Raw genomic sequence first — 26,912 nt, 5'->3', positions numbered from 1 at the left:
GCAGAAGGAACCATAAAAAAACGGATAAGCTATGCCTACCATCACAATCGACGGCAAAAACTATCAAGCAGAAGAACAAGAAAACCTGCTCAGCGTCTGCCTCACAGCCGGAATAAACCTGCCCTACTTCTGCTGGCATCCGGCGATGGGATCTGTTGGTGCCTGCCGCCAGTGTGCAGTGATCGAATACAAAAACACCGATGACAAGCACGGCCGTCTGGTTATGAGCTGCATGACCCAGGTCAGGGAAGGCGGTATTTACAGTGTCGACGCAACGCGCGCGCGCCAATTCCGTGGCGGCATTATCGAAAACCTGATGACCAACCACCCCCACGACTGCCCTGTCTGCGAAGAGGGCGGCGAGTGTCACCTGCAGGATATGACCGAGATGAGCGGCCATACCATGCGCCGATTCCGCGGCCGTAAACGCACCCACCGCAATCAGTACCTGGGCCCCTTTATCAACCACGAAATGAATCGCTGTATTGCCTGCTACCGCTGTACACGCTTTTACCGCGACTACGCCGGAGGCACAGATCTACAGCCTCTGGCGCGAAATAACCAGGTCTACTTTGGCCGCCATGAAGATGGTTTACTGGAAAACGGCTTCAGCGGCAACCTGGTGGAAGTCTGCCCTACTGGGGTCTTTACTGACAAAACCTTCAGCAAACACTTTGTGCGCAAGTGGGATCTGCAATCGGCGCCCTCGGTCTGCGAACACTGCGCGGTGGGCTGCAATACCGCACCCGGCGCGCGCGCCCCCGGTAATGGAAAAGATCCGATACTGCGCCGGGTGGTCAATCTCTACAACCGCGATATCAACGGCTATTTCCTCTGCGACCGCGGTCGCTTTGGATACGATTATGTCAACAGCGAAAAGCGCATCAAAAATGTTTTGGTCGCGTGCGAAAAAAATATCATCAGCTCCACTGCGGCACCGGGGGAAAGAATCCACGGCGAAATACACCCGGAACCCGCGGTTAAACATCTGGCCCGGCACCTCGCAGAGGTCCAACAGGGCCGGCGCCGCCTTATCGGCATAGGATCACCTCGCAGCTCACTGGAAAACAACTTTGCACTCCGGGAGCTGGTGGGAAAAAACAACTTTTTTAGCGGCCTTTCTGCGCGGGACCTGCAACTGCTACAACTGGTGGACAGAACGCAGCGGGACGCGCGCATTCACTGCCCCACCACACCGGAAATCGAGAGCGCAGACGCCATATTGATTCTCGGTGAAGACATAGACAACACCGCGCCGCGCGTCGCACTGGCAGTGCGCCAGGCAGCACGCAACCGACAAAAGCGGCAGGCACAGCAACTGCAGATTCCCCTTTGGCAGGACGCCTCGGTACGCCAGCTGCGCGTCGAAGCCAGTCCCATTTTTTTTATCGGGTTGGAAAAACCTCGGCTCGCGGATATCACCAGTGCCACACTGCTCGGCACACCGGAACAAACCGCGCTCTTTGCCGACAGCATCGCGCAACTGATTCTGGGGGACGATACCGGTGCACGGAAACTTGCCCCAGACTGCCGCGCACAGGTGGAGCAAGTGGCGAACACCCTTCGGCAGGCGGAAAATCCGCTGATCATCTCCGGCTGTGGGAGCAGAAGCAGTGACATTATCCACTGCGCCGGAAAAATCGCCGCCACTCTGGCAGATACCTCTTCCTCCCCCTGCTCCTTGTACCTGGCCTGTCCAGAAGTCAACAGCCTCGGGCTGACACAATTTTTCCCAGCGGGGGAAGGGGATCTGGAACAGCTGGCACACACCCTAGAAATACACAGCGGCACGCCGTGCACACTGATCGTGCTGGAAAACGACCTCTACCGCCGCGCCGACCGCCACACTGTCGAACGGATTTTCAACAGTGCCGATGCCGTCATCCTGATCGACACCCTGCTCAATAACACCGCGCGACACGCGGATTTGATTTTCCCCGCCGCAGCCACGGCGGAGAGTCAGGGTACCTATATTAATAGCCAGGGTACCGCTCAGCGCTTTTACGCCGTTTGTGAAGGGGCCAGCTATATTCAGGAAAGCTGGCGTTGGCTGGTGGATGCAGCGAATTTCTGCAAACAGAAATCCCCGCAACTGGCGACCATCGCCGCCTGGAGGCACAGCATGGACCTGAGCGAAGCACTCGCCGCAAATTTTCACCAGTTCGAAGTCTTGGAGAAAATCGGCCCCGACGAAAACTACCGCCTCAACGGGCTCAAAATTGCGCGGCAAAGCCACCGCTACAGCGGGCGCACCGCGCTGGGCGCCAAAGCGCAGGTGGCCGAACTTCCACCACACCCGGACCCAGACGCCCCTATGACTTTCAGTATGGAGGGCATCCAAAGCCCGGCGATGACACCGCTCTCCGCCCATATCTGGTCGCCAGGCTGGAACTCAAATCAATCGATTATCAAATTTCAGCAGGAAATCAATGGCCACCGCCTGGGTGTCAGGGGCAGCGTCCCTATCCGGCGACAACCGCAACCACTCCCCGAATGGCAATTAGCAGCATCGGTGCCCGCAAAAACCAGTAAAACACTGACCGCCGTTCCCCTCTACCGGCTATTCGGCTCCGGTGAGCTCAGTGTGGGCGCCGCAGCCATCGCAAGCGTCACCGACATTCCCTTTGCACAGATCAGCCGCGAAGACGCCCAGAGGCTCGATGTCACAGCTGGGGACATTGGGCAATTGCAGCTGGGCGGTGAATCCCACACCGTGGAGATCCGCATCAGCGATGCACAGCCACCCGGCACGGTGGGTGTGCCTTCCGGATTGCCGGGCCTGGAAACCCTGGCAGCACTGTTGCCCGCTCCCGCACAGCTGGAACGCCGCAGCGACCGCGAACCGGGAGAAACACCATGACAGTTCCAATATGGATCACGCTACTGAATATCTTCGGCATACTGGCGGCCGCAGTACTACTGGCTGCCCTGCTGACCTGGGGTGAGCGGCGCCTGCTGGGCCTGTGGCAGGACAGGCCGGGCCCCAACCGGGTAGGCCCCTTTGGCCTGCTGCAGGTGGTGGCGGACATGATCAAACTGTTTTTCAAAGAGGACTTTGTCCCCCGTTTCGCCGATGTCCCCGTATTTATACTCGCCCCAGCGGTGGTAATGGCCACCATGCTGCTTTCCTTCGCAGTACTGCCAATATCCCCCACCATCGGTGTCATCGATCTAAATATCGGCCTCCTGTTTATCCTCGCCATGTCTTCCATGGCAGTCTACAGCGTGATCCTCGGCGGCTATGCGTCTAACAACAAATACGCACTGTTAGGCGGCCTGCGCGCCGCTGCGCAAACAGTTTCCTACGAAGTTTTTATGGGGCTGAGCCTGATGGGCGTGGTGATGCTCTCCGGGAGCTTTAACTTGCGCGAAATTGTCTCAGCACAACAGGACGGCTGGTACCTGCTGCCCCAGTTTATCGGATTCGTTGTATTTTTTATCGCCGGAATTGCCGAAAGCCACCGCCTGCCTTTCGACCTCCCGGAAGCGGAGCACGAACTGACCGCCGGCTTTCACACTGAGTACTCCGGCATGAAGTTCGGGATCTTTTTTGTCGGTGAATACCTGTCTGTCATTCTGATTTCCGCCCTGATCACCACACTATTTCTGGGCGGCTGGTTGGGTCCCTGGCTGCCACCGCTGGTCTGGTTTTCCCTGAAAACCGCGTTCCTGGTACTGCTGTTTATTCTTCTGCGCGCCGCCCTGCCGCGCCCCCGCTACGACCAGCTGATGCAATTCGGCTGGAAAGTGATGCTGCCGCTCTCTCTGCTCAATTTGCTGGTCACCGCGGGGGCACTGTTATGGATTGGATAGATACACAAAGAACCGCCGGAGAAACCCCATGATAGCGAGCCAACTGCGCAGTATGTGGCTGGTATTCAGGCACCTGTTCCGCCGCAACGCGACGGTGCAGTACCCGGAAGAAAAACCCTATCTGGCGCCGCGCTACCGGGGCCGCATTGTGCTCACTCGAGACCCGGATGGCGAAGAGCGCTGTGTGGCCTGCAACCTCTGTGCCGCGGCCTGTCCCCCGGACTGTATCGCCTTGCAAAAAACCGAGGATGAAGACGGCCGCTGGCGCCCGGCCTGGTTCCGCATCAATTTTTCCCGCTGCATTATGTGTGGTCTATGCGAAGACGCCTGCCCCACTTACGCGATACAACTTACCCCGGATTTCGAGATGTGCGAATACGATCGCCAGAACATGGTATACGAAAAGGAAGATCTTCTGATCAGCGGCCCGGGAAAATATCACGATTACAGTTTTTACCGCATAGCGGGCAAAGCGGTCGCGGGCAAGAAAAAAGGTGAGGCGGAGCAAGAGTCCAAGCCAGTCGAAATCAAGAGTCTGAATTTATAAAAACAATAATGGAATCCCTAAGCACACGCCCAGGTGAAATCGCCGTTTCTTTAGCGCCTTCTTACGGAGCGAGGAATAAACCTATGACAGCAGTGATTTTCTACATCAGCGCAGCCACCGCCACGGTTGCCACCGCGATGGTTATCTCCAGTCGTAACGCCGTCCACGCCCTGCTCCACCTGATTGTGTCTCTGCTCGCCATCGCGGTTATTTTTACACTCTACGGTGCGCCCTTTGCCGCGGCACTGGAAGTCATCGTCTATGCCGGCGCAATCATGGTATTGATGATTTTTGTCATTATGATGCTCAATCAGGGGGACGCCGCTGTCGATCAGGAAAAAGCATGGCTCGCGCCGAAAAACTGGTACGGCCCGGCGCTACTGACTGCAATTCTCCTGGTACAGCTGCTGCTGTTGATATTCAGCGGCGCAGAGGAATCCGCACAGAGAATACACTACATTGGCCCCACGGAAGTGGGTATCGCGCTGTTCAGCCACTACATACTGGCGGTGGAACTCGCATCAATGCTGCTGCTCGCCGGTCTCGTTGGCGCTTTTCACCTGGCCCGGCACAAACGCATCGAAACGTCGGAGGCCCCAGATGCCGACTGAAACACTGCCAGACCTGCTCACCGGATTGACGCTGTCCGCCATTCTTTTCTGTTTAGGGCTCATCGGTCTACTGGTGCGGCGTAATGTGATTTATCTGTTGATGTGCGTGGAAATATGCACCAACGCGGCGGCCTTGGCGTTTGTCGTCGCCGGTGCACACTGGGACAGTAGCGACGGCCAGGTGATGTTTATTTTCATTATCACGCTAGCAGCAGCGGAAGTGGCTATTGCGCTTGCCTTGGTTTTACAGTTCTTTCGCCGCCGGCACACCGTGGATATCGACCAACTGAACGGATTGAGAGGTTGATATGCAGGATTTTTTCGCCCCGTTTCTCGCCTGGATCCCGCTACTGCCGCTGCTCGGCTTTGTACTGCTCATCGCCTTGCCACTGTTTCACCTGCGAGAGCCGCCCGAAGCCGTCAGTGCTGTTGTAGGCGTTGGCAGTGTATGCCTGAGCGCACTGCTTACGCTGCTAATTATGTGGACGCTGTTCCTCAACAATCCGTCGGCGGTTTTACAGGTCTCGTTATGGCAGTGGCTCAAGGTCGGCGCACTGCAGCTGGGATTTGATTTTTATCTGGACTGGCTGGGCATGGCGATGTTACTGGTGGTCACAGGGGTAGGCTTTCTGATCCATCTTTACTCCGCCGGTTACATGCATGGGGACGATGGCTACCGACGCTACTTCGCCTATCTCAACCTGTTTGTCGGCGCCATGTTAATACTGGTGATGGCGGATAATCTGCTCTTGCTCTACCTGGGTTGGGAAGGTGTTGGGCTGTGCAGTTATCTGCTGATCGGTTTCTGGTACCGGAACTCAGCCAACGGAGACGCCGCACGCAAGGCCTTTATTGTCACCCGTATCGGCGACACGGCCATGCTCCTCGGCCTGATCCTGTTGTTTAGCCAGTTCGGAACGCTGAGTATCCGCGCGTTGAATACAGCCGCAGCCAGCGCGCCCGCAAATAATTTAACGGTTACGCTCGCCGCCCTGCTACTGCTCGGCGGCGCGGTGGGAAAATCAGCGCAACTGCCGCTGCAGACCTGGCTGCCCGATGCCATGGCCGGTCCGACCCCGGTCAGCGCACTGATCCATGCGGCCACCATGGTAACCGCCGGCGTCTACCTGATCGCGCGGATGCACCCACTCTTTAACGCCTCGGAAACAGCGATGAGCGCTGTGGGTATTGTCGGTGCGCTGACGCTACTGCTGGCTGGTTTCAGCGCAATGGTACAAAGCGATATCAAACGGGTACTGGCCTACTCTACCATCAGCCAAATCGGCTATATGTTCCTGGCACTGGGTGTGGGAGCCTGGACCGGCGCCATCTTTCACCTGATGACCCACGCCTTTTTCAAAGCCCTGCTGTTCTTATCCGCCGGGTCAGTGATTCTCAGCCTGCACCACGAACAATCACTGTTTTCCATGGGCGGCCTGCGTAGAAAACTCCCTTTCACCTTTGGCTGCTTTGCTATTGGTTGCGCCAGTTTGGCTGCTCTGCCGTTTACCGCGGGCTTCTATAGCAAAGACCAGATACTGCTCAAAGCATGGGAGTACCAAGGCGGTTTCAACGGCATCTGGTTCACGGGAATTTTGGGAGCCCTGATAACCGGCTTTTACAGTTTCCGCCTGCTGTTTTTGGTGTTCTTTGGCAACGATGGTCCGGCCTCCGCCCAGTGCAAGGATGCCAACAACGGGGTAATGACACTGCCTTTGTCGGTCCTGGCGGTGCTGGCGTTATTCGGAGGCCTACTGACCCCGCCACTGCAAAGGGTTTTCACACAGGCCCCGGCTGGCCATGCACCGCTCTGGGTTGAAGGCGTGGCCATTGCCGCGCCCATCCTGGGGCTGGCCCTGGCATGGCTACTGTTCCGACACAACACCAGTCCCATGGAGTCCCGGGGCAAATCCGCCCTGGAAAAGCTCTGGTTTTCTGGCTGGGGCTTTGACTGGCTTTACCACAGATTGCTGGTACAACCCTTAACCTCCCTCGCGCGCATTAACCGCAATGACATTCTGAACAGTATTTACAACGGCACTGCGTTTATCTGCCGGCAGCTTCACAACCTGCTCAGCACTTCGCAAAACGGACTAATTCGCTGGTATATAGCGAGTTTCACCTGTGGTGCCATTATCTTTCTCGCGCTTTTGGTGGTCCTATGACACCCTTCAGCACACTCCCGGCAATCATCGCGATTCTGTTTTGTGGCGGCATACTCGCCTGGCTGTCCGAGCGCTATTTCAACCGTGGCAGTCGCCAGATTTCGCTTATCAGTCTTTCAGTGGCCGCCGCCCTGCTTGCCACCTACTGGCCTCACTTAACGGATTCCCCCACTGGCGTTTGGTGGGACAGTGTGCAAATTAACTGGATTCCCCGCTTCGGTATCAGCTTCTCTCTGGCTATAGACGGTCTGGGATTTCTGATGCTGGCCCTGACGGTGTTAATGGGCCTTTTCGGTCTGGTGGTAACCTGGCGGGATATCCGCTTCCGGCGCGGCTTTTTCTATTTCAATTATCTCTGGACTCTGGCCGGAGTAGTGGGGGTTTTCACCGCGATAGACCTCTTTTTATTTTTCTTTTTCTGGGAAGTCATGTTGCTTCCCATGCTGTTTTTGATCGCGGTCTGGGGTTATGAGGAACGCATTCCCGCAGCAATCAAATTCTTTATTTTCACCCAGGCCAGCAGTCTGTTGATGTTGCTGGCCATCGTCACCCTCGTTTATCTTCACTACAGCGCCAGTGGAATACTGACCTTCAATTACCGTGAGCTGTTGAACGCACAGCTGACACCCGGAAACGCCTATTGGCTGATGCTCGGTTTTTTCATTGCCTTCGCGGTAAAACTGCCCGCATTGCCCCTGCACACCTGGCTTCCGGATGCCCATACCCAGGCACCCACAGCGGGCAGCATACTGCTTGCGGCAATATTGCTGAAAACCGGTGCCTACGGTCTGCTGCGCTTTACTCTACCGCTGTTTCCCGAAGCCTCGGCGGCTTTCGCACCCGTTGCCATGTCGATCGGCGCCGCCAGTATCATCTACGGTGCTCTGCTCGCCTTCGCACAGCAGGACATGAAGCGCCTTGTGGCCTATTCCAGTGTCAGCCACATGGGTTTTGTATTACTCGGCCTCTACGCCATGAATACAGTTGCAGCACAGGGCGCGGTAATGCAGATGATCGCCCACGGCTTCAGCACTGCCGCACTATTCTCCCTTGTAGGCGCCATTCAAAAAAGGCTCAACAGCCGCGACATGGCGCAGCTGGGCGGCCTTTGGAGCAGTCTGCCCAAGCTGTCCGCAACAGCACTTTTTTTTGCGGTGGCGTCTCTGGGAATGCCGGGGCTGGGTAACTTTATCGCCGAATTCCTGGTGTTGCTTGGCAGCTTCGACAGCAATCACTGGATCACTGCCATCGCGGCAACAGGACTGATCGGCGCGGCGCTCTATGCACTGCTGATGATGCAACGGGTATTTTTCGGCGGACTACGCACACCCGAAGACGCACAGACCCGGTCTCCGACGGATCTTAAAGCGCGTGAATTTCTGGCGCTCATATCGCTGGCTGCAGGGTTATTGCTCCTCGGTCTTCGCCCACAAGTAGTTTTCGATATCGCTCAACCCGCCATTGCAAGAACTGGAACACTACATAAGAAAGCACCCACTGCCACCTCACAAATATCCTCGCCCAAATTGCGACTTTCCGCCTGGCCAGACACTGATCATCGTAGAGGAAATTCACCATGAGTGCACGGGAACTCCATGCCATTCTTCCGTTGCTTATATTGAGCGGAGGCATCCTGTTTCTTTTGCTACAAGTATCCTTTCTACGCAGCCACAAGGCTGCAGCGGCCACAGCGGTGATCACCTTGATCGCGGCAATTGCGGCTTGTTTTGACGTTGCCCGCACTCTGTCGCAAAGCGCAGCACCCATCGAAGTCACCGGTCTGCTGTTGATCGATCAGCAGGCATTGTTTTTCTGCCTGCTGTTTTTACTGGCCGCGCTGGCCATTGCGGTTCTGGGGTTTAGTTATTTGCAAAAGCGATGTGATTCTGCACGGGAAAGCATACCCGAAGCCTTCTACCTATTGCTGTTACTGGTTATGTTGGGAGCAATGGCACTGGTTTTCTCCAATCATTTCGCCAGCGTATTCCTCTCCATGGAACTGATGAGCCTGGCGCTCTATCCAATGCTCGGGTTTGCTGTCACTGGCGATCTTTCCCCTAGACTGGAGCAAATGTACTCTCTTGAGTCCGGCGTTAAGTACTTGCTGCTGTCGGCCTTGTCCACCGCATTGGGACTGTTCGGCATGGCCCTAATCTACGCTGCTTGCGGTGCGCTGGATTTTGGTGGAGTGGCTGCGGCGGTGGCGAATTTACCGCGCACCCCTTCGCTGTTATTGAGCGGCCTGACTTTGCTTTTGATTACACTCGCTTTCAAACTTTCTCTGGTGCCCTTCCATATCTGGACCCCAGACGTCTACCAGGGTGCACCCTCGCCAGTCACCGCCCTGATTGCCACCGTTGGCAAAGGTGCCGTGGTGGCTCTGTTACTGCGCTTGTTTACCGAACTGGAACTATTTTCCATTCCAGCGCTGACCGGGCTGCTGGCCGCAGCTTCCGTGGCCAGTATGTTGGTCGGCAATCTACTGGCGCTTATGCAAAAAAATATCAAACGACTATTGGCCTATTCTTCCATCGCACATATCGGCTACTTACTCGTCGCATTTCTGATTGGCAACAGCGCCTTCGGCAACGAGGCGGTTCTCTACTACCTGGTTGCCTATGTGATCACCACCCTAGGGGCTTTCGGCGCGGTGGGACTGATCGCAGACAGCGCCCTGGCGAGAACAGCAGGCAGTGCAGGTGAGTATGTCTACACCACCACATCCCCTTTTCAACGCGACTTTTACCGCGGACTCCTATGGCGGTCCCCCTGGCTTGCCGGCTGCCTTGCGGCAATGCTTCTCTCGCTGGCAGGCATCCCTCTAACCATCGGTTTTATCGGCAAGTTTTACATCTTTGCCGCCGGCATCCAGGGACAACTGCGGCTTCTTCTGGCCGCTGTCGTGATCGGCAGCGCCATAGGCCTTTTCTATTACTTACGTCTGCTGCTAACCATGGTGCTGCGTGAACCTCAGGCGCCACTGGATTCCATAGAAAGCGTACGGATAGCCGTATCGGGCCGGCTACTACTGATCTCACTGACTGGCGTATTGTTGATTTTTGGTGTGTTTCCACAGATCTTGATCGATTGGATATATACGCTATAAGAATACATATGGAGAGGCGCCGCACATTCTGACGTGCAGGCGGCTACAAAAATCAAAAGGCAGCGCCATGAAAACATTCAAGCAGGCTTATGAAGTCATCAAAGATGCGGAGAAGTTCCACCTGAAAATGGCGGATCTGTATAAAAAACTATTAAAAAAAGCCCAGGATCGGCGAACGCAACTACTGCTCAAGCACATGCTGGAGCACGAAGAGCGCATGGCGAGAAACCTTTCCAACTATGGTGAAGTCGCCAAGCATAAGGTGATGCGAACCTGGCTGCAGTACACTCAAGAAGAATCTTCTGATGACTTTATCAACAAACTTGAGCTGAGCGACCCGCCCACCATTAGAGAAATCAACAAAATTGGCAGAGAAGTAGACCGTTACTTTTCCAATCTTTACGAGGCAGTACACGGGGCGATAGAGTCTTCCGAAGTAAAGGAAGTATTTGAAGACCTAAAGCAGATTCAAGATAAAGAGAGGATCACGCTATCTATGGCCACCAATTCACTATGGGATATGTGAATTCAACATTTCCGCCGAACTCTAACAAATCTCTAATTAATTCACCTCCTAATGAAAACGACAATTCACCTTTGAACAAAAGGTTCAGACAATGGGGAAAGCATTTTGAAATGCGACGCATGTATAGTCGCATACGTGCATTTTCGCAATGCTATCCCATTGCCCGAATACCCAACATCAACTAAAGCATTCTCGTAAGTGAGTCAGCAGGCATTCTCTTTTATTCAAATAAAACCCTAGAACTCGTAGCGTGCCCGCAAATAATAGAGTGCTCCATTAAATCCCATTGGAGAGGTCACAGGGTATTCCGCTCCCGCAACGCCCGCCCACGGATTTTCGTCCGGATAATTATCGAGCAGATTTTCAGCACCCGCGATCAAGGAAAGTGAATCACTGAAATTATAGGCGGCCTCCACATCCAGCGTCCATTCGTCCCCAACGTCAATCGGCAAGCTGCCATCATCCAGATGCGCCTCCCAGTAACTACCGTAATAATTAATCCGCATCAGACCACGCCAGCTATCACCGTAATGGGTTATCGTCGCGTTTGCACGGATATTCGGCAGTCCATCCTCCAACTGGCCAATCCGGGTTTCATCCATGGTCTCGGGGTTATAGTCGATCACTTCGGTCTCTGTCCAGTTCGCAGCCAAACTGAGTTCCGTGGAATCTGTGAGCGAATAAGTACCAACCAAATCTATGCCCTGAGTTTCTGTATCGAAATCGTTGGTATAGAACCGGAAGATATTGAGTGACTCAGCACCAGTGATACCATCAGCCACCAGTTGCGCCCGCTCCGCATCGGTCAGTTCCTGGTCAGCGGACTGGGTGATGCGATCAGTGACCGTTATATGGAAGTAATCCAGGGTAATATCCCACCCCCCGAGATTGATAATTGCCCCAAAAGTATAGCTCTCAGATTCTTCCGGCTGCAGTTGCTTGCCACCTTTTAACATTGCGATGGGATTGGTCGCGGGAATCGTACCTCGGTTGACCAGCTGCCCATCGGTAAATACCGTGGATACATTGGTGATATTGGACTGCCCCGGTGTGGGTGCACGAAAACCGGTACTGACCGTAGAGCGCAAAGCCAGTACATCATTAACGATATAATGTCCGGACAACTTGAAGTTTGAGGTACTGCCAAAATCGGAAAAATCCTCCCAGCGCAGCGCTGCCCCTAAGCGCAAGCTGTCGCTCATTTCAAGCTCTGTATCGGTATAGATAGCAATATTGTCGCGGTCAAAAACCCCCGCTACTTGGGGACCAAAGCCCGGGAACCCGTTAGAGCCAACAGTAAAACCCTGATCTACAAGTGGACCTACTTCCCATGAAGCCTGATCCCCCATTTTTGCCTCGAACTCTTCCTCGCGCCATTCAAATCCCGCAGCGACAAACAAAGGCTTTTCACCAAGCTGCATACTCTTGGTCAAGTCAATATTGAAATTGGTTTCCTCTTGAATATATGAACCGGGAGAAAATTCAGTCGGTGTATTCGGTCCAAGCGTGGCATTGACGGTATTGTAGATAAAATAATCCACCCGGTTGTGGCCGCGGCTCGCGCTGATATCATAGCCGATGCCATTGGCCATTTCTCCACGCAGACCAAAAACCATCGAGTAATCTTCCAGGTCGCCGCCAAAACGCGGCGTGAATCCGCCCGGAAAAATTTCCTGGAAAGAAAAACATTCCTCGCTTGCCAGTGCATCAGCGTGATCCATGCCCACACAACTATCAACACCATTACTTGGGTCCAGATCAGCGATCAGCGGATACAGGTTTCCGTCATCATCCTCCCAGGCGTATACACCGGGGCGCGTTTCTGGGTTGCGGAAATAAAACCCGCCATCCACGGTCCGGCTGGCATAGTTGCCAAATGCATATAGCTCCGCACCGCTATTTAACTCAACAGCACTATTGATGAAAAACTTGATGTCATCCTCCACCTCTGGCTGCCCCCAGATCTGCGCGGGGTCTGCCACTTCAGTGTTGCCCGCGGCAATCAATTCGGCGGCATCATCTCGCTGCACGCTGCGGCTGGTGTCATCCTGCTGGCGAAATTCCAAGCTGACGTTGGCGAATCCGGAGTCAGTCAAAGGCAGACCCACATTTGCTGCGAAAACTTGTTGATCGCCATCACCCTCTGCCGTGGTTGCATACTTCACTTCCGCGGAGCTTCCCTCTGCCGCGTCTTTCAACTGGAAATTGATCACTCCGGCAATGGCATCCGAGCCGTACTGGGCCGCAGCGCCGTCTCGTAGTACTTCCACCTGCTTCAACGCAATCGCAGGGATTGCAGAAATATCCGGCCCCTGTGCACCATCGGAAAGCCCACCTCCCAGAAAAGAGATCACTGCGGCGCGGTGTCGACGCTTGCCGTTGACCAACACCAGAGTGCTGTCCGGCGGCAGACCGCGCAGGTTCGCGGGACGTACAATAGTCGCCGCATCGCTGATCGGCTGTGTGTTCACATTATAGGAAGGCACTACATTGCGCAGCAGATTGTTCAGGTCACCATCCCCCTGATTGACGAACTGATCACCGCTGACGATATCGATCGGAGCGGCGGAATCGGTAGCGGATCGCCCTTCAACACGTGTCCCTATAGTGACGATCTCTTCAATCATATTTTCCTGACACACTGCTGAAATCGAACTTATGGAAACCGCTGTTGCCAAAACAGAGCGAATCGCAATTATTTTTTTGTCTTTCATAAGAGATACCCGAAATTTTTATCTATAAGATAAAGGACCCCAAACTGCCAGAAGCTGGAAGTTAAATGCTCTTCCAGTTCCTATACCGGACGCACCCAATGAGTTCGATAAAAATTGAGGGACGCCAGTTGCAGCTTAGCAAAACAGATCAGAGGTTATAGTTTCCTCTAATCCCCGTAATGCCTATGCAAATACTGTGACACCCATAGGGTAATATTTTCGAATAGATATGTGATTCCGGTCAGCTTTTATTGGCACAACAGCTTAATATCAATTCCTAACCACCCGAAAATGAAAATTATGACTTTTTAACAAAATCAAAGCGCAAATTTATCCTTTTCAATTTCTTTACCGTAAAAAAGAAACAGTACGACAAAATCTCCGACCGCTTCGTTTACAGTTCAACAATCCTGTTCGCACCTATTCGGGAAGGGCTTGCAGCTATTGCACCATTACTTGGCATAGCAAACCGAAAACGGCATTCCCCCGCAGACTCAAAGCTCCCCTTAGATTACGCCTCCGAAAAATTTCCATAAGTGCTGCAGCGGATTTCAAGAAACGGGATGGCGCTAAAAATTTGGTCGGGGAAAACCACAACCATATACCCGGAATCCAGCACAAAACATTTAGAAAAAACTAAATTGGCGCCGAATACGCTATACATTTCACAAATCCGCCATTTGCTCATTGTTCTGAGGAAGTAGAGGTTGCTAGTGTTGACAGCGGTGTCATTTCGCATAGCGCAAAGTGCACGGCGTAAAGCCACCACTTGCAGCCAAACACCATCGACAATATCAAGAGCAACAGGAAGGGACGATGCAACGGAGAATCGCAATTGCATTGACGCTTGGCTTAGCCGGCACACAAGGCTACGCCTACGATTGCAGCGGGCTGCCCGCCTACGCGGACGGTACCAGCTACAACACTGGTGATCAGGTCCAGAACAACAACACGGCTTATCAGTGCACAGTGGGTGGGTGGTGCACCATCGGTGGTCCCTATGCGCCGGGTGTCGGCTGGGCGTGGCCCCACGCATGGACAGATTTGGGCAAATGTGGTGCCGCACAAGACACACCACCACAGGGATCCATCACCAGTCCCGCAAGCGGCACCGTTTTCAATAAAAATGACAGCGTTATCATATCGGTTGATGCCAGCGACAACAGCGCCGTGGTGTCCGTCGAATTTTTTGTCGATGGCACCTCGATCGGTACGGACATCACTCCCCCCTGGCAAATCAGTTGGTCGGCCTCAGGCACTAATCCTGTGCTCAGTGCCCGAATCACCGATGATGCCGGACAGCAGACGGTAACCCCCGATATCCCCATCACCGTCAACAACCCCGAAGGTCCACAAGCACCTCAGATTAGTCTGGATGCCCCAGCTAATGGCACCACTTTCGATACAGGTGCCAGCGTCGCAATCACAGCAACCGCCAGCGATACAGACGGCAGTCTGCTCAACGTGGAATTCTTTGTCGACGGCGCAAGCGTCGGGGTGGATACCACACCACCCTATCAGTTCAACTGGACCGCCATCGAAGGCAACCATACGATCCACGCAGTTGCGACCGATAACGACCACCTCTCCACAAATTCCAATAGCGTCTATATATCCGTCGGCGAAGCGCACACAGGCGACCACCCCTGCCGCCCCGACGGGCTCTATACAACACCGGGAACTGCGCCCAACTACTGCGACATCTACGATGCTGCCGGCCGCGAGAAACTGGGGCCGGATCACCAGAGGCGCATCATCGGCTACTTCACAAGCTGGCGAAACGGCACTAATGGCCAACCCAGCTATCTGGTGAAAGATATTCCATGGGACAAGGTTACCCATATCAACTACGCCTTCGCCCATATAGACAGCGATTATTCTATTTCCATTGGTGACACTTCAAACCCGGATAATCCCTCCACCGGTATGGAGTGGCCGGGGGTGTCTGGCGCGGAAACAGATCCCGCTTTTAATTACAAGGGACACTTCAACCAACTGGCTAAATACAAAAAACAACACCCCGATGTGAAAACCCTCGTTTCCGTCGGTGGCTGGGCCGAGACCGGTGGCCACTTGAACGAACAGGGTGATCGCGTCAACGACGGTGGCTTCTACACGATGACCACTAATGCCGACGGCAGTGTCAATTACGCGGGAATCGAAGCCTTTGCGAACTCAGTGGTGGACTTTATCCGCACCTACGGCTTTGACGGTGTGGACATTGACTACGAATATCCCACATCGATGAACGACGCCGGCAACCCTCTGGATTTCGGCTTTGCAAACCCCCTGCGCGCCTATCTGATGAATTCGTATGTGGCGCTGATGCGTGTGCTGCGGGAAAAACTGGACCAGGCCGGAGAGGAGGACAATACCCACTACCTGCTCACTATTGCCGCCCCATCTTCCGGCTACCTTCTGCGCGGCATGGAAACCATGCCGATCACCCAGTACCTGGATTACGTCAACATCATGACCTATGACTTCCACGGTACCTGGAATGAGTTCGTGGGCCACAACTCTGCAATTTTTGATAACGGCAATGACCCGGAACTCAAGGCGGCGAATATCTATAACACCGCACAGTATGGCGGCATTGGCTATCTGAATATCGACTGGGCAGTAAAATACTTCCGCGGTTCCATGTCGCCCGGACGCATCAATATCGGCACCCCCTACTACACCCGCGGATGGCAGAATGTTACTTCGGCTAACGGCGAATGGGGCCTCGGCGGCACAGCCTCATTACCCAACCAGTCAGAGTGTCCGGCGGGTACCGGCGGTGCAGCCAAATGCGGCTACGGTGCCATCGGAATAGACAATATCTGGCACGACTCGGACGGCAACGGACAAGAAATCGGAGCCGGCACCAATCCTTTGTGGCACGCAAAGAATTTGGAGCAAGGGATCCTCGGCAGTTATATCGGGTACTACGGCCTGGATACAGTCAATGATCCGGCAGACAGGCTCGTCGGTACTTACACCCGGCACTACGACAGTGTGTCCCAGGCTGCCTGGCTATGGAACGACACCAAAAAAGTATTCCTCTCCATCGAAGACGAAGCCTCCATGGAAGCCAAGGCCCAATATGTCATCGACCAGGGACTGGGCGGCATTATGATCTGGGAGCTGGCGGGTGATTACGCCTGGAATGCCTCCAAAAACGAATACTTTGTGGGCTCCACCATGACCGGTGTCGCCTACGAAAAATTTAAAAGCGCCACTCCCTATCGGGAAAAACGCAGCAACCGCCCGCTGCCAACCCAAGCGGTGGATATAACAATAACAGTGAGTGACTTCAAACTGGGCGACCAGAATTATCCACTCAACCCCAAGCTCGCCATCACAAACAATACCGGAACCACGATTCCAGGCGGTACAGTGTTCGAATTCGATATGCCAACCTCTACCCCAGATACCATCAGCGACCAAAGCGGTGCCGGGCTGGAGGTCATCGAAAGCGGCGCCAACGCAGGCGGTGGTAACGTGGGCGGATTGCAACACGAATTCCATCGCGTGCGCTTTTCTCTGCCGAACTGGAAAGACCTGGCCGACAGCGAAAGCTGGGACATGACCCTCAACTACTATCTGCCGATCACCGGCCCCCAGGCCTACACCGTTACTATTAACGGAACCGCTTATGCCCTGGCCTTCGAATACCCGGACCTGCCACTGGCCGATCTCTCAGGTGATCACAACAATGGCGGGGACGGTAACAGCGGTGATAGCGGCGGCGATGATAACTGCGCAGGCATGGGTATTGACCCCTCGGTTTATCCCGTCTATCCCAACTGGCCCGCTGGCGATCACGCCAACGGCGGTGACCGGATTGTACACAACGGCAGTGTCTGGCAAGCCAAGTGGTGGACCAATTCCCAGCCGGGCAGCAGTGACGGCAGCTGGACACTCATTTGCTCAGCGAATTAAACCGCATCTAAACCATTCTCTGACTGGTGCAAAAAAATTCTAGGGAGCCTCTGATTAATTCATTTCCTGGTAGCAGAGGTTCTTTGGGGGCGGATGTGAAGCTCAGGTGATAGGACGGATATTTCGAAACCGTGCCTGAACACCCCGTAGCCCGCTACCACTCCCGAGTAAAAACATCAGAGGCTCCTTAAAGTCATTCTCACAGGCATGACCTGGGCGCTAGGGAAGGCGCCCTTTTTTTCGGATTAGCGATAGCGGGATAAATCCACTTGAAGACAGGACGCAATTAGATTGCGCTTACTGAAGTTATAGCGACTGAGCACACTCATCATATTTTCCCTGCCCAAAAGACGCCTTGTCACAGCGGACAAATCCAGCCCCTGGTGCTCCAGAGATTGCGCACGGTCCGCCAAATTGAGCAAATAATCGTACTTTTCCCGCAAGCGCTTTTTACCATCTTCCACCACCCCGCGGTGCGGACAGAGAATCACCTCAAAATCCCGCTCGAGCACTTTGCGGATACTATCGAGCAGTGTGGGAATATCTTCATCACTGCGCAGTAATTTTAAATAATTGGCAAGATACAGATCCGCACTGAACAGCCAGCCCCTCTCCGGTAACAGATAGCAGGTCATATCCTTTGCGTGGCCCGGTGTAAAAATCGCTTCTACCGCTTCGCCACCAATCTGAACGTGGTCCGGTAAGGGCCTGGCTTTCACCTTACCCGCACTTCCCCAAATGATCTTTTGTATCGGTGGAATTCGGAAGCCCCGCTTGAGAATATCCACAGTTCCCGCCGGGGCCAGAGGCTGCACCCCCGTCAACCGGTAAATGGCGTCCGCATTGCCAGTGTGATCCTCGTGGTGGTGAGTCAATAACAGTTGACTGAAGGGACAAGCGCAGACAAATGGCCGCACAAACTTCCACTGATTGCTCGGACCCGTGTCGATAATCGTATCCGCCAGCCGGTAGACAATAAACGAACTGTTAATTCCCAGGTCAAAACGGCCTACACGCAGCCCATCCAATCCCTGGTAGCGGAAAGAATCGAGAACAGACACAGCAATCCCTCAATTTTCAGGAAAAGCCATTTGAACGCAATTACCAAGGCAGGGGAAATTACCATATCCGCAAACTTGTGTGACATATCCAGTCTCTGACTGGCTGCGGCAGCGTGGAGGAATACTAATCGGTCAGCGTGAGCCTGAACTGTAGGCCCCATTTGGAAGTGGCGCCAGATGTCACCCAGGCCACCCGGCCGTCACTGCCCACAATTACAATGGTTGGTGTTACCCGAACGCCCCAGGCATGGCTCAATGCGCCATTGGGGTCGTTAATGGTAGGGAACTGCAGATCCCGGCGCACCAGATATTCAGCTAATTCCTCATCACTGCCGGACTGCATGGCCACGGTAATCACCTGATGATCCTGCGAGAGCTCAGAAACCACCGGAGAAACCACACGGCAGTAACCGCACCAGGAAGCCCAGAAATAAATCAGCACCGGCCCCTGCGAAGTAGCCTGGTGCAGATCCAGCAGGCTTCCATCCAAAGACATGCCCGAGAGAGGCGGCGCCTGCTCTCGGGGGATATCCCGCTGCTGATAGTAAGCCACCGCACCGACAGCCAGTACAGCGATAAACGCAAACTGGAGTAGATTCCAGAAGACTTTCTTGAATTTTACTGCCATGCGGTATTCCTGGCCTCAGCGACTTGAGCCTGTTGGTCGCCACTCAGACTGATGACGCCATTTTGCGGAACACCGATCGCAGTCATCAGCTCCGCCAACGCATCGATATTGGCAAGTGGCAATTCTGCATCAGCCTCCGTCGCAATCACTTCTATCGCACTCTCTGAAGACTTCCAGTTGCGGACCTGCACTTTTTCCGCGCCCGCCAGCAGATAGATATCCAGATGATTGCCATTTTTTACCAGCCAGATATCTTCCGGCGCTATGGCACCTTCAAACAACAGCGTGTCGCCGGCACTTGAACCACGATCGTTAATAGTATCCACGCCATCGCCACGCGCGAAGACATAGATATCGGCACCGGCATTGCCTTGCAAGGTGTCGTTGCCCGCTCCTCCGCGGATAGTATCCGCCCCCTGCGAACCATAGATAGTGTCATTGCCCTTTTCGCCACGGATTTCAGCGATTGCCGTCAGCACCGTCGTTGAAAAGTCCAGAGTATTGTTACCAGTGGTACCCTGGATATAGTCAACGCCACCATTACCGTTAATTACTTCGACGGTATAGGCTCCGGAGTAAGAGGCCAGGCGAATCAGATCGTTGCCACTGGAACCGCGCACTTCATCCACCCCCGCTCCGCCGGAGTAGCGGTCATAGCCGGTATCGCCCGCTGTGAGTAGAAAAACGTCGTCTCCACCTTCACCGTAGAGGTTGTCACTGCCAATGCCTCCTTCGATAAAGTCGTCTCCCTGGGAGCCGTAGATGGTATCGTTGCCGGCACCGCCATTAATCCGATTTATAGCGATTAACTCCGTATTGCGAAAATCCAGAGTATTATTGGCACTGCTGCCGACAATCCGGTTAGTGCCCGCTTTGCCGTCGATGGTTTCAACAGTGGCATCACCGGAGAAAAAGCTGAGGCGGAATTCATCGTCACCGTCGGTACCGAGCAGAGTATCGCTGCCTTCGTCCCCCTGATAACGGTCATAGCCGGTATCCCCTGGAGTGACGATAAAGGTGTCGTCACCAGCACTGCCATAAAGAGTATCGCTGCCGATTCCGCCTTCAATCACATCATCCGCCGAGGAGCCGTAAATAGTATCGTTACCGGCCGCGCCGTGGATCGAAGCAATATTCACCAGCTGGGTCTCTCTGAAATCCAGGGTATTGTTGGCGCTGGTTCCAAACAGGCGGTTCACCCCTTCGCCACCGTCTATACGCTCAACAGTATTCGCGCCGGAGAAAACGCTGAAAATCATATCGTCATCTTCCGCACTCCCCAGCAACTGATCGTCCCCCTTGCCTCCACTGTACTTGTCAGCACCGGTGTCGCCGGCAGTAAACAGGAAGGTGTCATCGCCATCGCCACCTACCAGATAATCACTGCCCAAACCACCAACTATAGTGTCTGCCTGGGGTGATCCATAAATGGTGTCATTACCACTACCGGCGTCAATGGATGCGATACCGATCAACTCTGTAGCGGAAAAGTCCAGTGTGTTGTTGGCAGTGGTACCGACGATACGATCTGTCCCACCATTTCCATCGATCACTTCCACAGACGCCTCGCCGGCAAAAACACTGAACCGGAAAAGGTCATCACCACTGGTCCCCAGCAACGTATCTCTTCCTTCGCCGCCGCGATAGGAATCCGCCCCGGTATCCCCAGGTGTCAATTTGAAAATATCGTCACCGCCCTCACCGTAGACAGTATCGCTGCCCAGGCCACCTTCGATTACATCGGCATCCGAGGTGCCGTAAATAGTATCATTGCCCTCGGCACCGTTAATCAGTGCGATATTGACCAGCTCGGTATTGCGAAAATCCAGTGTATTGTTGGCACTGGTGCCACTGATCCTATTAGTCCCGGCGCCGCCATCAATACGCTCCACAGTAGCCGAACCGCCGAATACAGAGAACACAATATTGTCATCTGCGGAGCTGCCCAGCAGTGTGTCGAAACCTTCGCCTCCACTGATGCGGTCCGCGCCCGAATCCCCTTCCATCACGACAAACGTATCGTCACCGCCTTCGCCGTAAAGGTAATCGGAACCGGGCCCACCGAGGATGCGATCTGCACCCTGTGAACCGTAAACGGTATCATTGCCTGCACCCGCATCTATCTCGGCAATATTCAGCAGCTGGGTTTCACTGAAATCCAGAGTGTTGTTAGCGCTGGAACCGACAATGCGGTTATTGCCGGCACCGCCGTCAATAATTTCCACCCGCGCTTCACCACTAAATACACTCAGGCGGATTTCATCATCACCATCAGTGCCAAGAATACGGTCAGTACCTTCTCCACCGCGGTACTGATCGAAACCCGTATCACCGGCGGTAAGCAGGAAGATATCTGCACCACCGTTGCCATAAAGCAGGTCTGAACCCAAACCGCCCTCAATTACGTCCGCCGCAGAAGACCCCTTGACGGTGTCATTGCCGGCACCGGCGTCAATCAAATCGATGGAAACCAGCTGCGTATTGCTGAAATCCAGCGTGTTATTGGCGCTACTGCCCAGAATACGGTTGTAGCCGCCGTCGCCGTCGATAACTTCCACCGTCGCGTTACCGGAGAATACCCTGAGGCGGAAATCATCATCACTCGGTGTACCGACAAGCCAGTCCTCACCTTCACCGCCATCATAGCGGTCAAATCCGGCATCACCAGCTGTGATCAGGAAGCGATCATCGCCACCCTCGCCGTAGAGATTATCACTGCCCAGACCGCCGACAATAACGTCCGCAGCACTGGAACCGTACACAGTATCGTTACCGGCACCGGCATCCAGGCGCGCGATATTCAACAGAGTGACATCGCGGAAATCCAGAGTGTTATTGGCAGAAGTGCCCAATATTTGGTTGTTACCCTCGCCGCCGTCGATAACTTCTACTCGAGCTTCTCCACTGAATACACTGAAGCGGAACCAGTCGTCGCCATCACTGCCGACCACCTTGTCCAGGCCAGTGCCGCCTTCCACCCGATCCGTGCCGGAATTCACTCCTTCGATATAGAAAATATCGTCACCGGCGTTGCCGTACAGCTGATCGTTACCGCTGCCACCGATAATTTTGTCGTCAGAGGAACTACCATAAATAGTGTCGTTGCCAGCCAGGCCGTCAATAAAAGCGATATTGACAAGTTCCGTATCGGAGAAATCCAGGATATTGTTAGCGCTGGTGCCGTAAATAACGTTGTAACCAGCGCCGCCATCAATACGTTCGACGGTAGCACTGCCGCTGAACACACTGAAGCGGATGGCGTCGTCGCCGCTGCCTCCGAGCACCTGGTCAAAGCCCTCGCCGCCTTCAAAGCGATCGGCATAGCCATCATTACCCTCGACGATAAAAGTATCGTTACCTCCCTCACCGTAGAGTTGATCGGCACCGGGACCACCGATAATTACATCGTCGCCATCACCGGCATAGATGGTATCGTTGCCGGCCTTGCCATCGATAATATCGGCCCCGACGCTGCCGTGGAGTGTGTTGTTTCCGCTGTTGCCCTCTACATCGACCTGAGATTCCCCAGCCTCTATATCCCAGGAGAATTTAGCAAAATCCAGTGCCTGACCGGCAGGATGGCGAATCACCAGTATTTCGTTACTCAAAACACTGCCGGCGAACGGAATATCGCTGAAGGTAAAGCGATTACTGCCGACAATTTCTGCGGCGTAGTTGAGATCGGGAGACGGCAGCAGAGTCAGGGTCGCACTGGCATCCACCAGTGCCACGCCCTGATTATCCAGCTGTACTCGGTAATGGGATTCCACCTCATCGGTACCGCTTAGGGGAACTTGTTCCTCCAGCTGATAGCGACAGATAAACAGTGTCTGCCCCGCGCTCTCACTGTCCCGGTTTACAAAAGCAATGCTGTCCAATAGATAGCCGCTGTAGGCCGGATCGTCAGTCTGCGCCGGCTGGAATACCAGGCTGAAAGGACTGTCTCCATCCACATTGCAATCATCCAGGCCGCGCAACCGGATCGTCTGCGGAATATCCCAGTTTTCCGCGGTAAACTGCAGGTAGTGATCTCCGAGAATTTCCGCCTCGGTTTCATCCGTAATGGACAAATTGAGAGTCAGGCTTGTACCCGCCTGCAGCGGCTGGTCCAGGCTAACTTCCACTGCGGCGATCACTGTGCCCGCTTCATCGGTTTCCAGCGGCGTCAAGGGTGTAACCGTAATGCGCTTGGACTGGGAGGGTACTGTAATGGTGCAGCAACCGCTGGCGGTCACCGTTGTCTCGCCATCGGTGATCTCCGCTTCCAGGGTGTAATTGCCGGGCAACAGGCCGGACACATCCCACAGATACTGATCGCCCTCCCCATCTTCATCTTCAGGAATATCGGTAACAATCAATGTCCTGCTGCCACCCTCGTACAGATAGTAAAGAGATACAGTGGCATTGCTGTCTGGATCGCTGTCCTGCCATTGGATCAGCAGTTGGGGCCCGCTGACGGTAACCGCGCTGTCCGGCAGAACCAGCGTGATCTGCGGAGGATCATTGACAGCGTTTTCGTTGATGGCAAACCGGTTGACCGGGCTCCAGTCACTGGCCATGCCCTTGGCATCTTCAGCGCGGGCGCGCCAGTAGTAGTGACTGTTGTCATTGAAGTCGAAACCGGGCGTCCACTGAGTATCCGCTTGCTGCTGGCTTGCCACCAGCAGCGTCAACTCCGCATCCGAATACACTTCAAAGCGGTACTGCACTGCATCGCCATCCGGGTCAATCACCGGATTGACCTCAAATAGCGGACGCAGGCTTTCCACCACCGCACCATCGCCGGGATTCTGCAGGCTGGGCACCGGTGGTGCTGAATTATCGCTGTCCACCTGGAAGCTGGCGCTTACCCAGTTACTCTCCACCTCACCGTCACTGACCTTGGCGCGCCAGTAGTAGGTAAGGTCCTCCTGCAGTCCCTCGATAATCCAGGCGGTCTCTGTGTCTCCCTCGGTCACCGGACCGGACGAAATAACAGCTCCGCTGTCAAAACTGGCCACAGTATCCAATTCGAAAAAGTACGTGAGCGGCTGCTGCTCCGGATCAGAGGCATTGGCCACACGCAGTTCCACGCCGTTATTCGGCAACCACTCTGACAATCCGCCAACCGGAGAAACAATCGAAGGCTCCGTGGGTGCATTGTTCTGCATACTGACCAGAAAACTGCCGATCGCACTCTCTGTGCGAGCGCCGTGTTCGTCCTCCACCCAGGCCTTCCATACATAGGCTGCATCTTCATCGAGCGGGTTCGGCACCTGCCATTTGGTTTGGAAGTTGCCGCCGGGCAGAAGTCCGTTTACGGATGCAATCGGCGTTTCCAGGTCGGATTCGTGATACAGATCGAAACCGTAAGTCAGTGCGTCCCGATCTGCGTCAAAGGCGTGAGCTACGACCAGTTCCGGTCGGGTGTCGGCAACCATCGCGTCGATTTGCGGAGCGATAATCGCCGGTACTGACGGCGCGTCATTGGCGGTGTTGATAAAAAACCGGCTCGCCTCCCAGTTGGAAGCAACCGGGGCTTCATTACTGCCTGCTTCCACCACGGTAATTGCGCGCACGCGCCAGAAGTAGAGACTGTTGTCAGCAAAAGACTGCCCGGGCAGCAGCGCATCGGCGGCAACAGTCCAGCGGGTACTGCCGTTGCCTTCATCCACAGTGGCTTCCGCCACCTTGGTGAGCATCGCCTCGTCGGAATAGATTTCAAACTGATAGGCGACAGTCAGCTCCGGATCGTGCTGTCCGTTCGTCACTTCCAGTGTCGGCAACAGTTCGGCGGCGCCGTCGAGTATTTCCGCATCAAATACCGGGCTGGCAATTTGCGGGGCCCCGGGCGCCACTTCCGGCACCGTGGGATCACTGCCGACTTCCTCTTCTTGGGCATCGGTGCGGCCATCGCCGTCGTAGTCGCCGGTGCCGTCCCGGTCCAAATTACCGAAGTGCTCTCTCTCCCAGGCATCACTGAGGCCGTCGCCGTCGGTGTCATCGGCCGGGTTCACCTTCAGATTGACAGAACGCTGAGTGGAGAGAGCACCGTCAGTCGCGGTAAAGGTAACGACATAATTGCCCGCCTGACCGATGGCCGGCTGCCAGCGGAAAATGCCGGTACCGTCACCGCCATCGGTAAAGGTGGCGCCGGAGGGCAGGTTACTGGAAGACAACTGCGGCACTGTGCCGTTCGGGTCCGAGGCCTGCACCAGGAATCCGATCTGACCACCTTCGTGGCTGGTGCGGTCGAGAATCGCCTGGATCACCGGAGGCTGCGGCAGCTCAGCGGAGTCGACAAAATAGAGCGTATAGTCGGGACTACTATCGTAATCAAAAATATTAATAAAATAGTTAAAGCTCACCTTATCATCAGCGCGCTTTTTTGACAGCCAGTAATTATTCGGATTCAGCGTTTTCCCGTCTCCGCGCACTACCCTGTGCAACACCTTGGCCCCGGCGTAGGGGTCGGACACCTGGATAAAACCGAAGCCTTCCTGCACAGCGCCGCTCAGAACGCGGCTACCGCCATTTTCACTTCCGAGGGTATAAGACAAGGATGTCACCTGGGCACAGCTCTTACACAAGGCGAGATCCGCACCCGTATTTTCACTCTCGTAGAGATATAAATCGCCGCCGGCACCGTAGGCGAGAAAATCAAGCACAGCGTCCCGCCCCGGCAGATCCACCAGCACATCCTTCACCAGCAGGTGGGCGTTGGTAGCTTCAATCAGGGACGTCAACTCTCCCCCCAGCTCATCGGCGTGAGTAAAGCTGGCGGAAAATTCAGTAAATTTTCCCGACAGGGTGGATTCCATCACCCAGCGGCCGGTTTTCATACTCTGGGGCGCTATTTCGCCGAAATTGATCAGCAGGGTGGGTTCCGCAGGCTGGCTCTCAACAAAACTCTTGGTAATGGTAAAGTCGATCGCCAAACCCTGCTCGTTATCGACGATCCGGGGCTGCGCAGATTCTATTTTGACATTTCTGGCGGTACCGTAGCCGCTGTTGTCGATACGCACACCCAGGGTATAGGGCTCCGGCGGCTCAATTTCGGTGGTAAAGGCATCGTCGCCGATCACTTCCTGGGTGAGAAAGTAATCCAGTGTCAGCAGCGGCTGGGGCTTGACCACGATGGAGTCCGGCGCCACCTGCACCAGCTCTTCCTTGCCGCCGTAGGAATAGGAAAGCGTTGCGCCCACAAAATAAAGTTCGCCGTTGTCCGTCTGCCCCGCTGCATTGGCGGTGGGCACAATCAGCCAGCGAAATTCACCCACCTTTCCCGCCTGGATCACGCCGTCAGTCACTGCGCCATCGTCGCCGGTGACCAGTGAATTAATATTTTGCGTATCATCCACGCGGATAAAAAACTCCGCATCACTGGCGGCAGTGTTGGAGGTGGCCGTGACCGCATTGCCGTCGGCATCGGTAAAATTGACGGTAATCGCGATATCTTCGATGGAATAGGTATCCAGGCTGTTGGTAATGCGCATTATGGCCTCAAAGCCCTGACGCTCCAGTGTCAGCTCCTGGAGTATCTCTATGCGCACCTCCGCACACAGCGCCTCTTCCTGAGCAACGGCAGCCGGCACATCCAGCGTACAAATCCAAAAAGCTGCCCAAATCCCCCAACGTTGCAACATGTTTTCTATTCCCGACAATGACTTGTATTTCAAATCCTGTTTATGTTGACGATCTCGATTAGCGGCTAGGTGACCGTCAAATCTCTCATCTATTCGTCGCCACCCTGGGGCGACCCAGCCGACGCTGCTCGATCAGCTGGCTCCTCGCTCAAGCCTTACTCAAGAACGCCAGCTCATCTGCCGGCACTG

General features: G+C 54.6%; 15 protein-coding genes. 10 read left to right on the top strand and 5 right to left on the bottom strand.

Annotated elements, in window-relative coordinates:
• The first annotated feature begins 31 nt into the window (after positions 1-31).
• The 9 genes from nuoG to BM155_RS10625 all read left to right on the top strand — a co-directional run bounded on the left by nuoG (position 32) and on the right by BM155_RS10625 (position 10,768).
• A complete protein-coding gene (nuoG, locus tag BM155_RS10665) occupies positions 32-2,860 on the top strand; it encodes an NADH-quinone oxidoreductase subunit NuoG (RefSeq protein WP_074903059.1) in 2,829 nt (942 codons plus the stop codon).
• The gene (gene nuoH / locus BM155_RS10660) at positions 2,857-3,813 is read left to right on the top strand and encodes an NADH-quinone oxidoreductase subunit NuoH (protein WP_067154548.1); all 957 of its coding nucleotides are present in this window, start codon (positions 2,857-2,859) and stop codon (positions 3,811-3,813) included. Before nuoG ends, nuoH begins: the two co-directional genes overlap by 4 nt.
• Positions 3,814-3,841: 28 nt before the next feature.
• A complete protein-coding gene (nuoI, locus tag BM155_RS10655) occupies positions 3,842-4,360 on the top strand; it encodes an NADH-quinone oxidoreductase subunit NuoI (RefSeq protein ID WP_175487790.1) in 519 nt (172 codons plus the stop codon).
• Between the two features lie 83 nt (positions 4,361-4,443).
• A complete protein-coding gene (gene nuoJ / locus BM155_RS10650) occupies positions 4,444-4,971 on the top strand; it encodes an NADH-quinone oxidoreductase subunit J (protein ID WP_074903057.1) in 528 nt (175 codons plus the stop codon).
• Positions 4,961-5,278: an NADH-quinone oxidoreductase subunit NuoK gene (nuoK, locus tag BM155_RS10645; protein WP_067154554.1), complete on the top strand. Its 318-nt coding sequence runs from the start codon at positions 4,961-4,963 to the stop codon at positions 5,276-5,278. Before nuoJ ends, nuoK begins: the two co-directional genes overlap by 11 nt.
• 1 nt (position 5,279) lies before the next feature.
• Positions 5,280-7,136, top strand: coding sequence for an NADH-quinone oxidoreductase subunit L (gene nuoL / locus BM155_RS10640; protein WP_074903054.1), 1,857 nt, complete (start codon positions 5,280-5,282; stop codon positions 7,134-7,136).
• Positions 7,133-8,716 carry a complex I subunit 4 family protein gene (locus tag BM155_RS10635; protein ID WP_083421153.1) on the top strand — a complete coding sequence of 528 codons (1,584 nt, stop codon included), beginning with the start codon at positions 7,133-7,135 and terminating at the stop codon, positions 8,714-8,716. Before nuoL ends, BM155_RS10635 begins: the two co-directional genes overlap by 4 nt.
• Entirely contained in the window at positions 8,713-10,242 is a 1,530-nt protein-coding gene (locus BM155_RS10630; protein ID WP_074903051.1) for an NADH-quinone oxidoreductase subunit N, read from the top strand. Before BM155_RS10635 ends, BM155_RS10630 begins: the two co-directional genes overlap by 4 nt.
• 67 nt (positions 10,243-10,309) lie before the next feature.
• The gene (locus tag BM155_RS10625) at positions 10,310-10,768 is read left to right on the top strand and encodes a hypothetical protein (protein WP_067154564.1); all 459 of its coding nucleotides are present in this window, start codon (positions 10,310-10,312) and stop codon (positions 10,766-10,768) included.
• Between the two features lie 236 nt (positions 10,769-11,004).
• On the opposite strand, the gene BM155_RS10620 is transcribed toward BM155_RS10625, so the two are convergent.
• Both BM155_RS10620 and BM155_RS17090 read right to left on the bottom strand, forming a co-directional pair.
• Complete coding sequence (locus BM155_RS10620) at positions 11,005-13,395, bottom strand: TonB-dependent receptor plug domain-containing protein (protein ID WP_231902369.1); 2,391 nt, start codon at positions 13,393-13,395, stop codon at positions 11,005-11,007.
• A 598-nt stretch (positions 13,396-13,993) separates the two neighbouring features.
• The gene (locus tag BM155_RS17090; RefSeq protein WP_139223227.1) at positions 13,994-14,323 is read right to left on the bottom strand and encodes a hypothetical protein; all 330 of its coding nucleotides are present in this window, start codon (positions 14,321-14,323) and stop codon (positions 13,994-13,996) included.
• Between BM155_RS17090 and BM155_RS10615 the strand changes: the two genes are divergently transcribed.
• On the top strand, positions 14,299-17,409 hold the full coding sequence (locus BM155_RS10615; protein WP_074903050.1) for a chitinase C-terminal domain-containing protein: 3,111 nt from the start codon (positions 14,299-14,301) through the stop codon (positions 17,407-17,409). The two genes, BM155_RS17090 and BM155_RS10615, sit on opposite strands and share 25 nt — an antisense overlap.
• Before the next feature lie 245 nt (positions 17,410-17,654).
• On the opposite strand, the gene BM155_RS10610 is transcribed toward BM155_RS10615, so the two are convergent.
• The 3 genes from BM155_RS10610 to BM155_RS10600 form a co-directional block, all read right to left on the bottom strand.
• On the bottom strand, positions 17,655-18,470 hold the full coding sequence (locus tag BM155_RS10610; protein WP_067154570.1) for an MBL fold metallo-hydrolase: 816 nt from the start codon (positions 18,468-18,470) through the stop codon (positions 17,655-17,657).
• A 124-nt stretch (positions 18,471-18,594) separates the two neighbouring features.
• Entirely contained in the window at positions 18,595-19,098 is a 504-nt protein-coding gene (locus BM155_RS10605; RefSeq protein ID WP_074903037.1) for a protein disulfide oxidoreductase, read from the bottom strand.
• A complete protein-coding gene (locus tag BM155_RS10600; RefSeq protein ID WP_074903035.1) occupies positions 19,089-26,723 on the bottom strand; it encodes a putative Ig domain-containing protein in 7,635 nt (2,544 codons plus the stop codon). Before BM155_RS10600 ends, BM155_RS10605 begins: the two co-directional genes overlap by 10 nt.
• Positions 26,724-26,912 lie beyond the last annotated feature (189 nt).

This window comes from Microbulbifer thermotolerans (assembly GCF_900112305.1).
Classification (GTDB): Bacteria; Pseudomonadota; Gammaproteobacteria; order Pseudomonadales; family Cellvibrionaceae; genus Microbulbifer; species Microbulbifer thermotolerans.
This window is presented reverse-complemented; position numbering and strand designations above follow the sequence as displayed.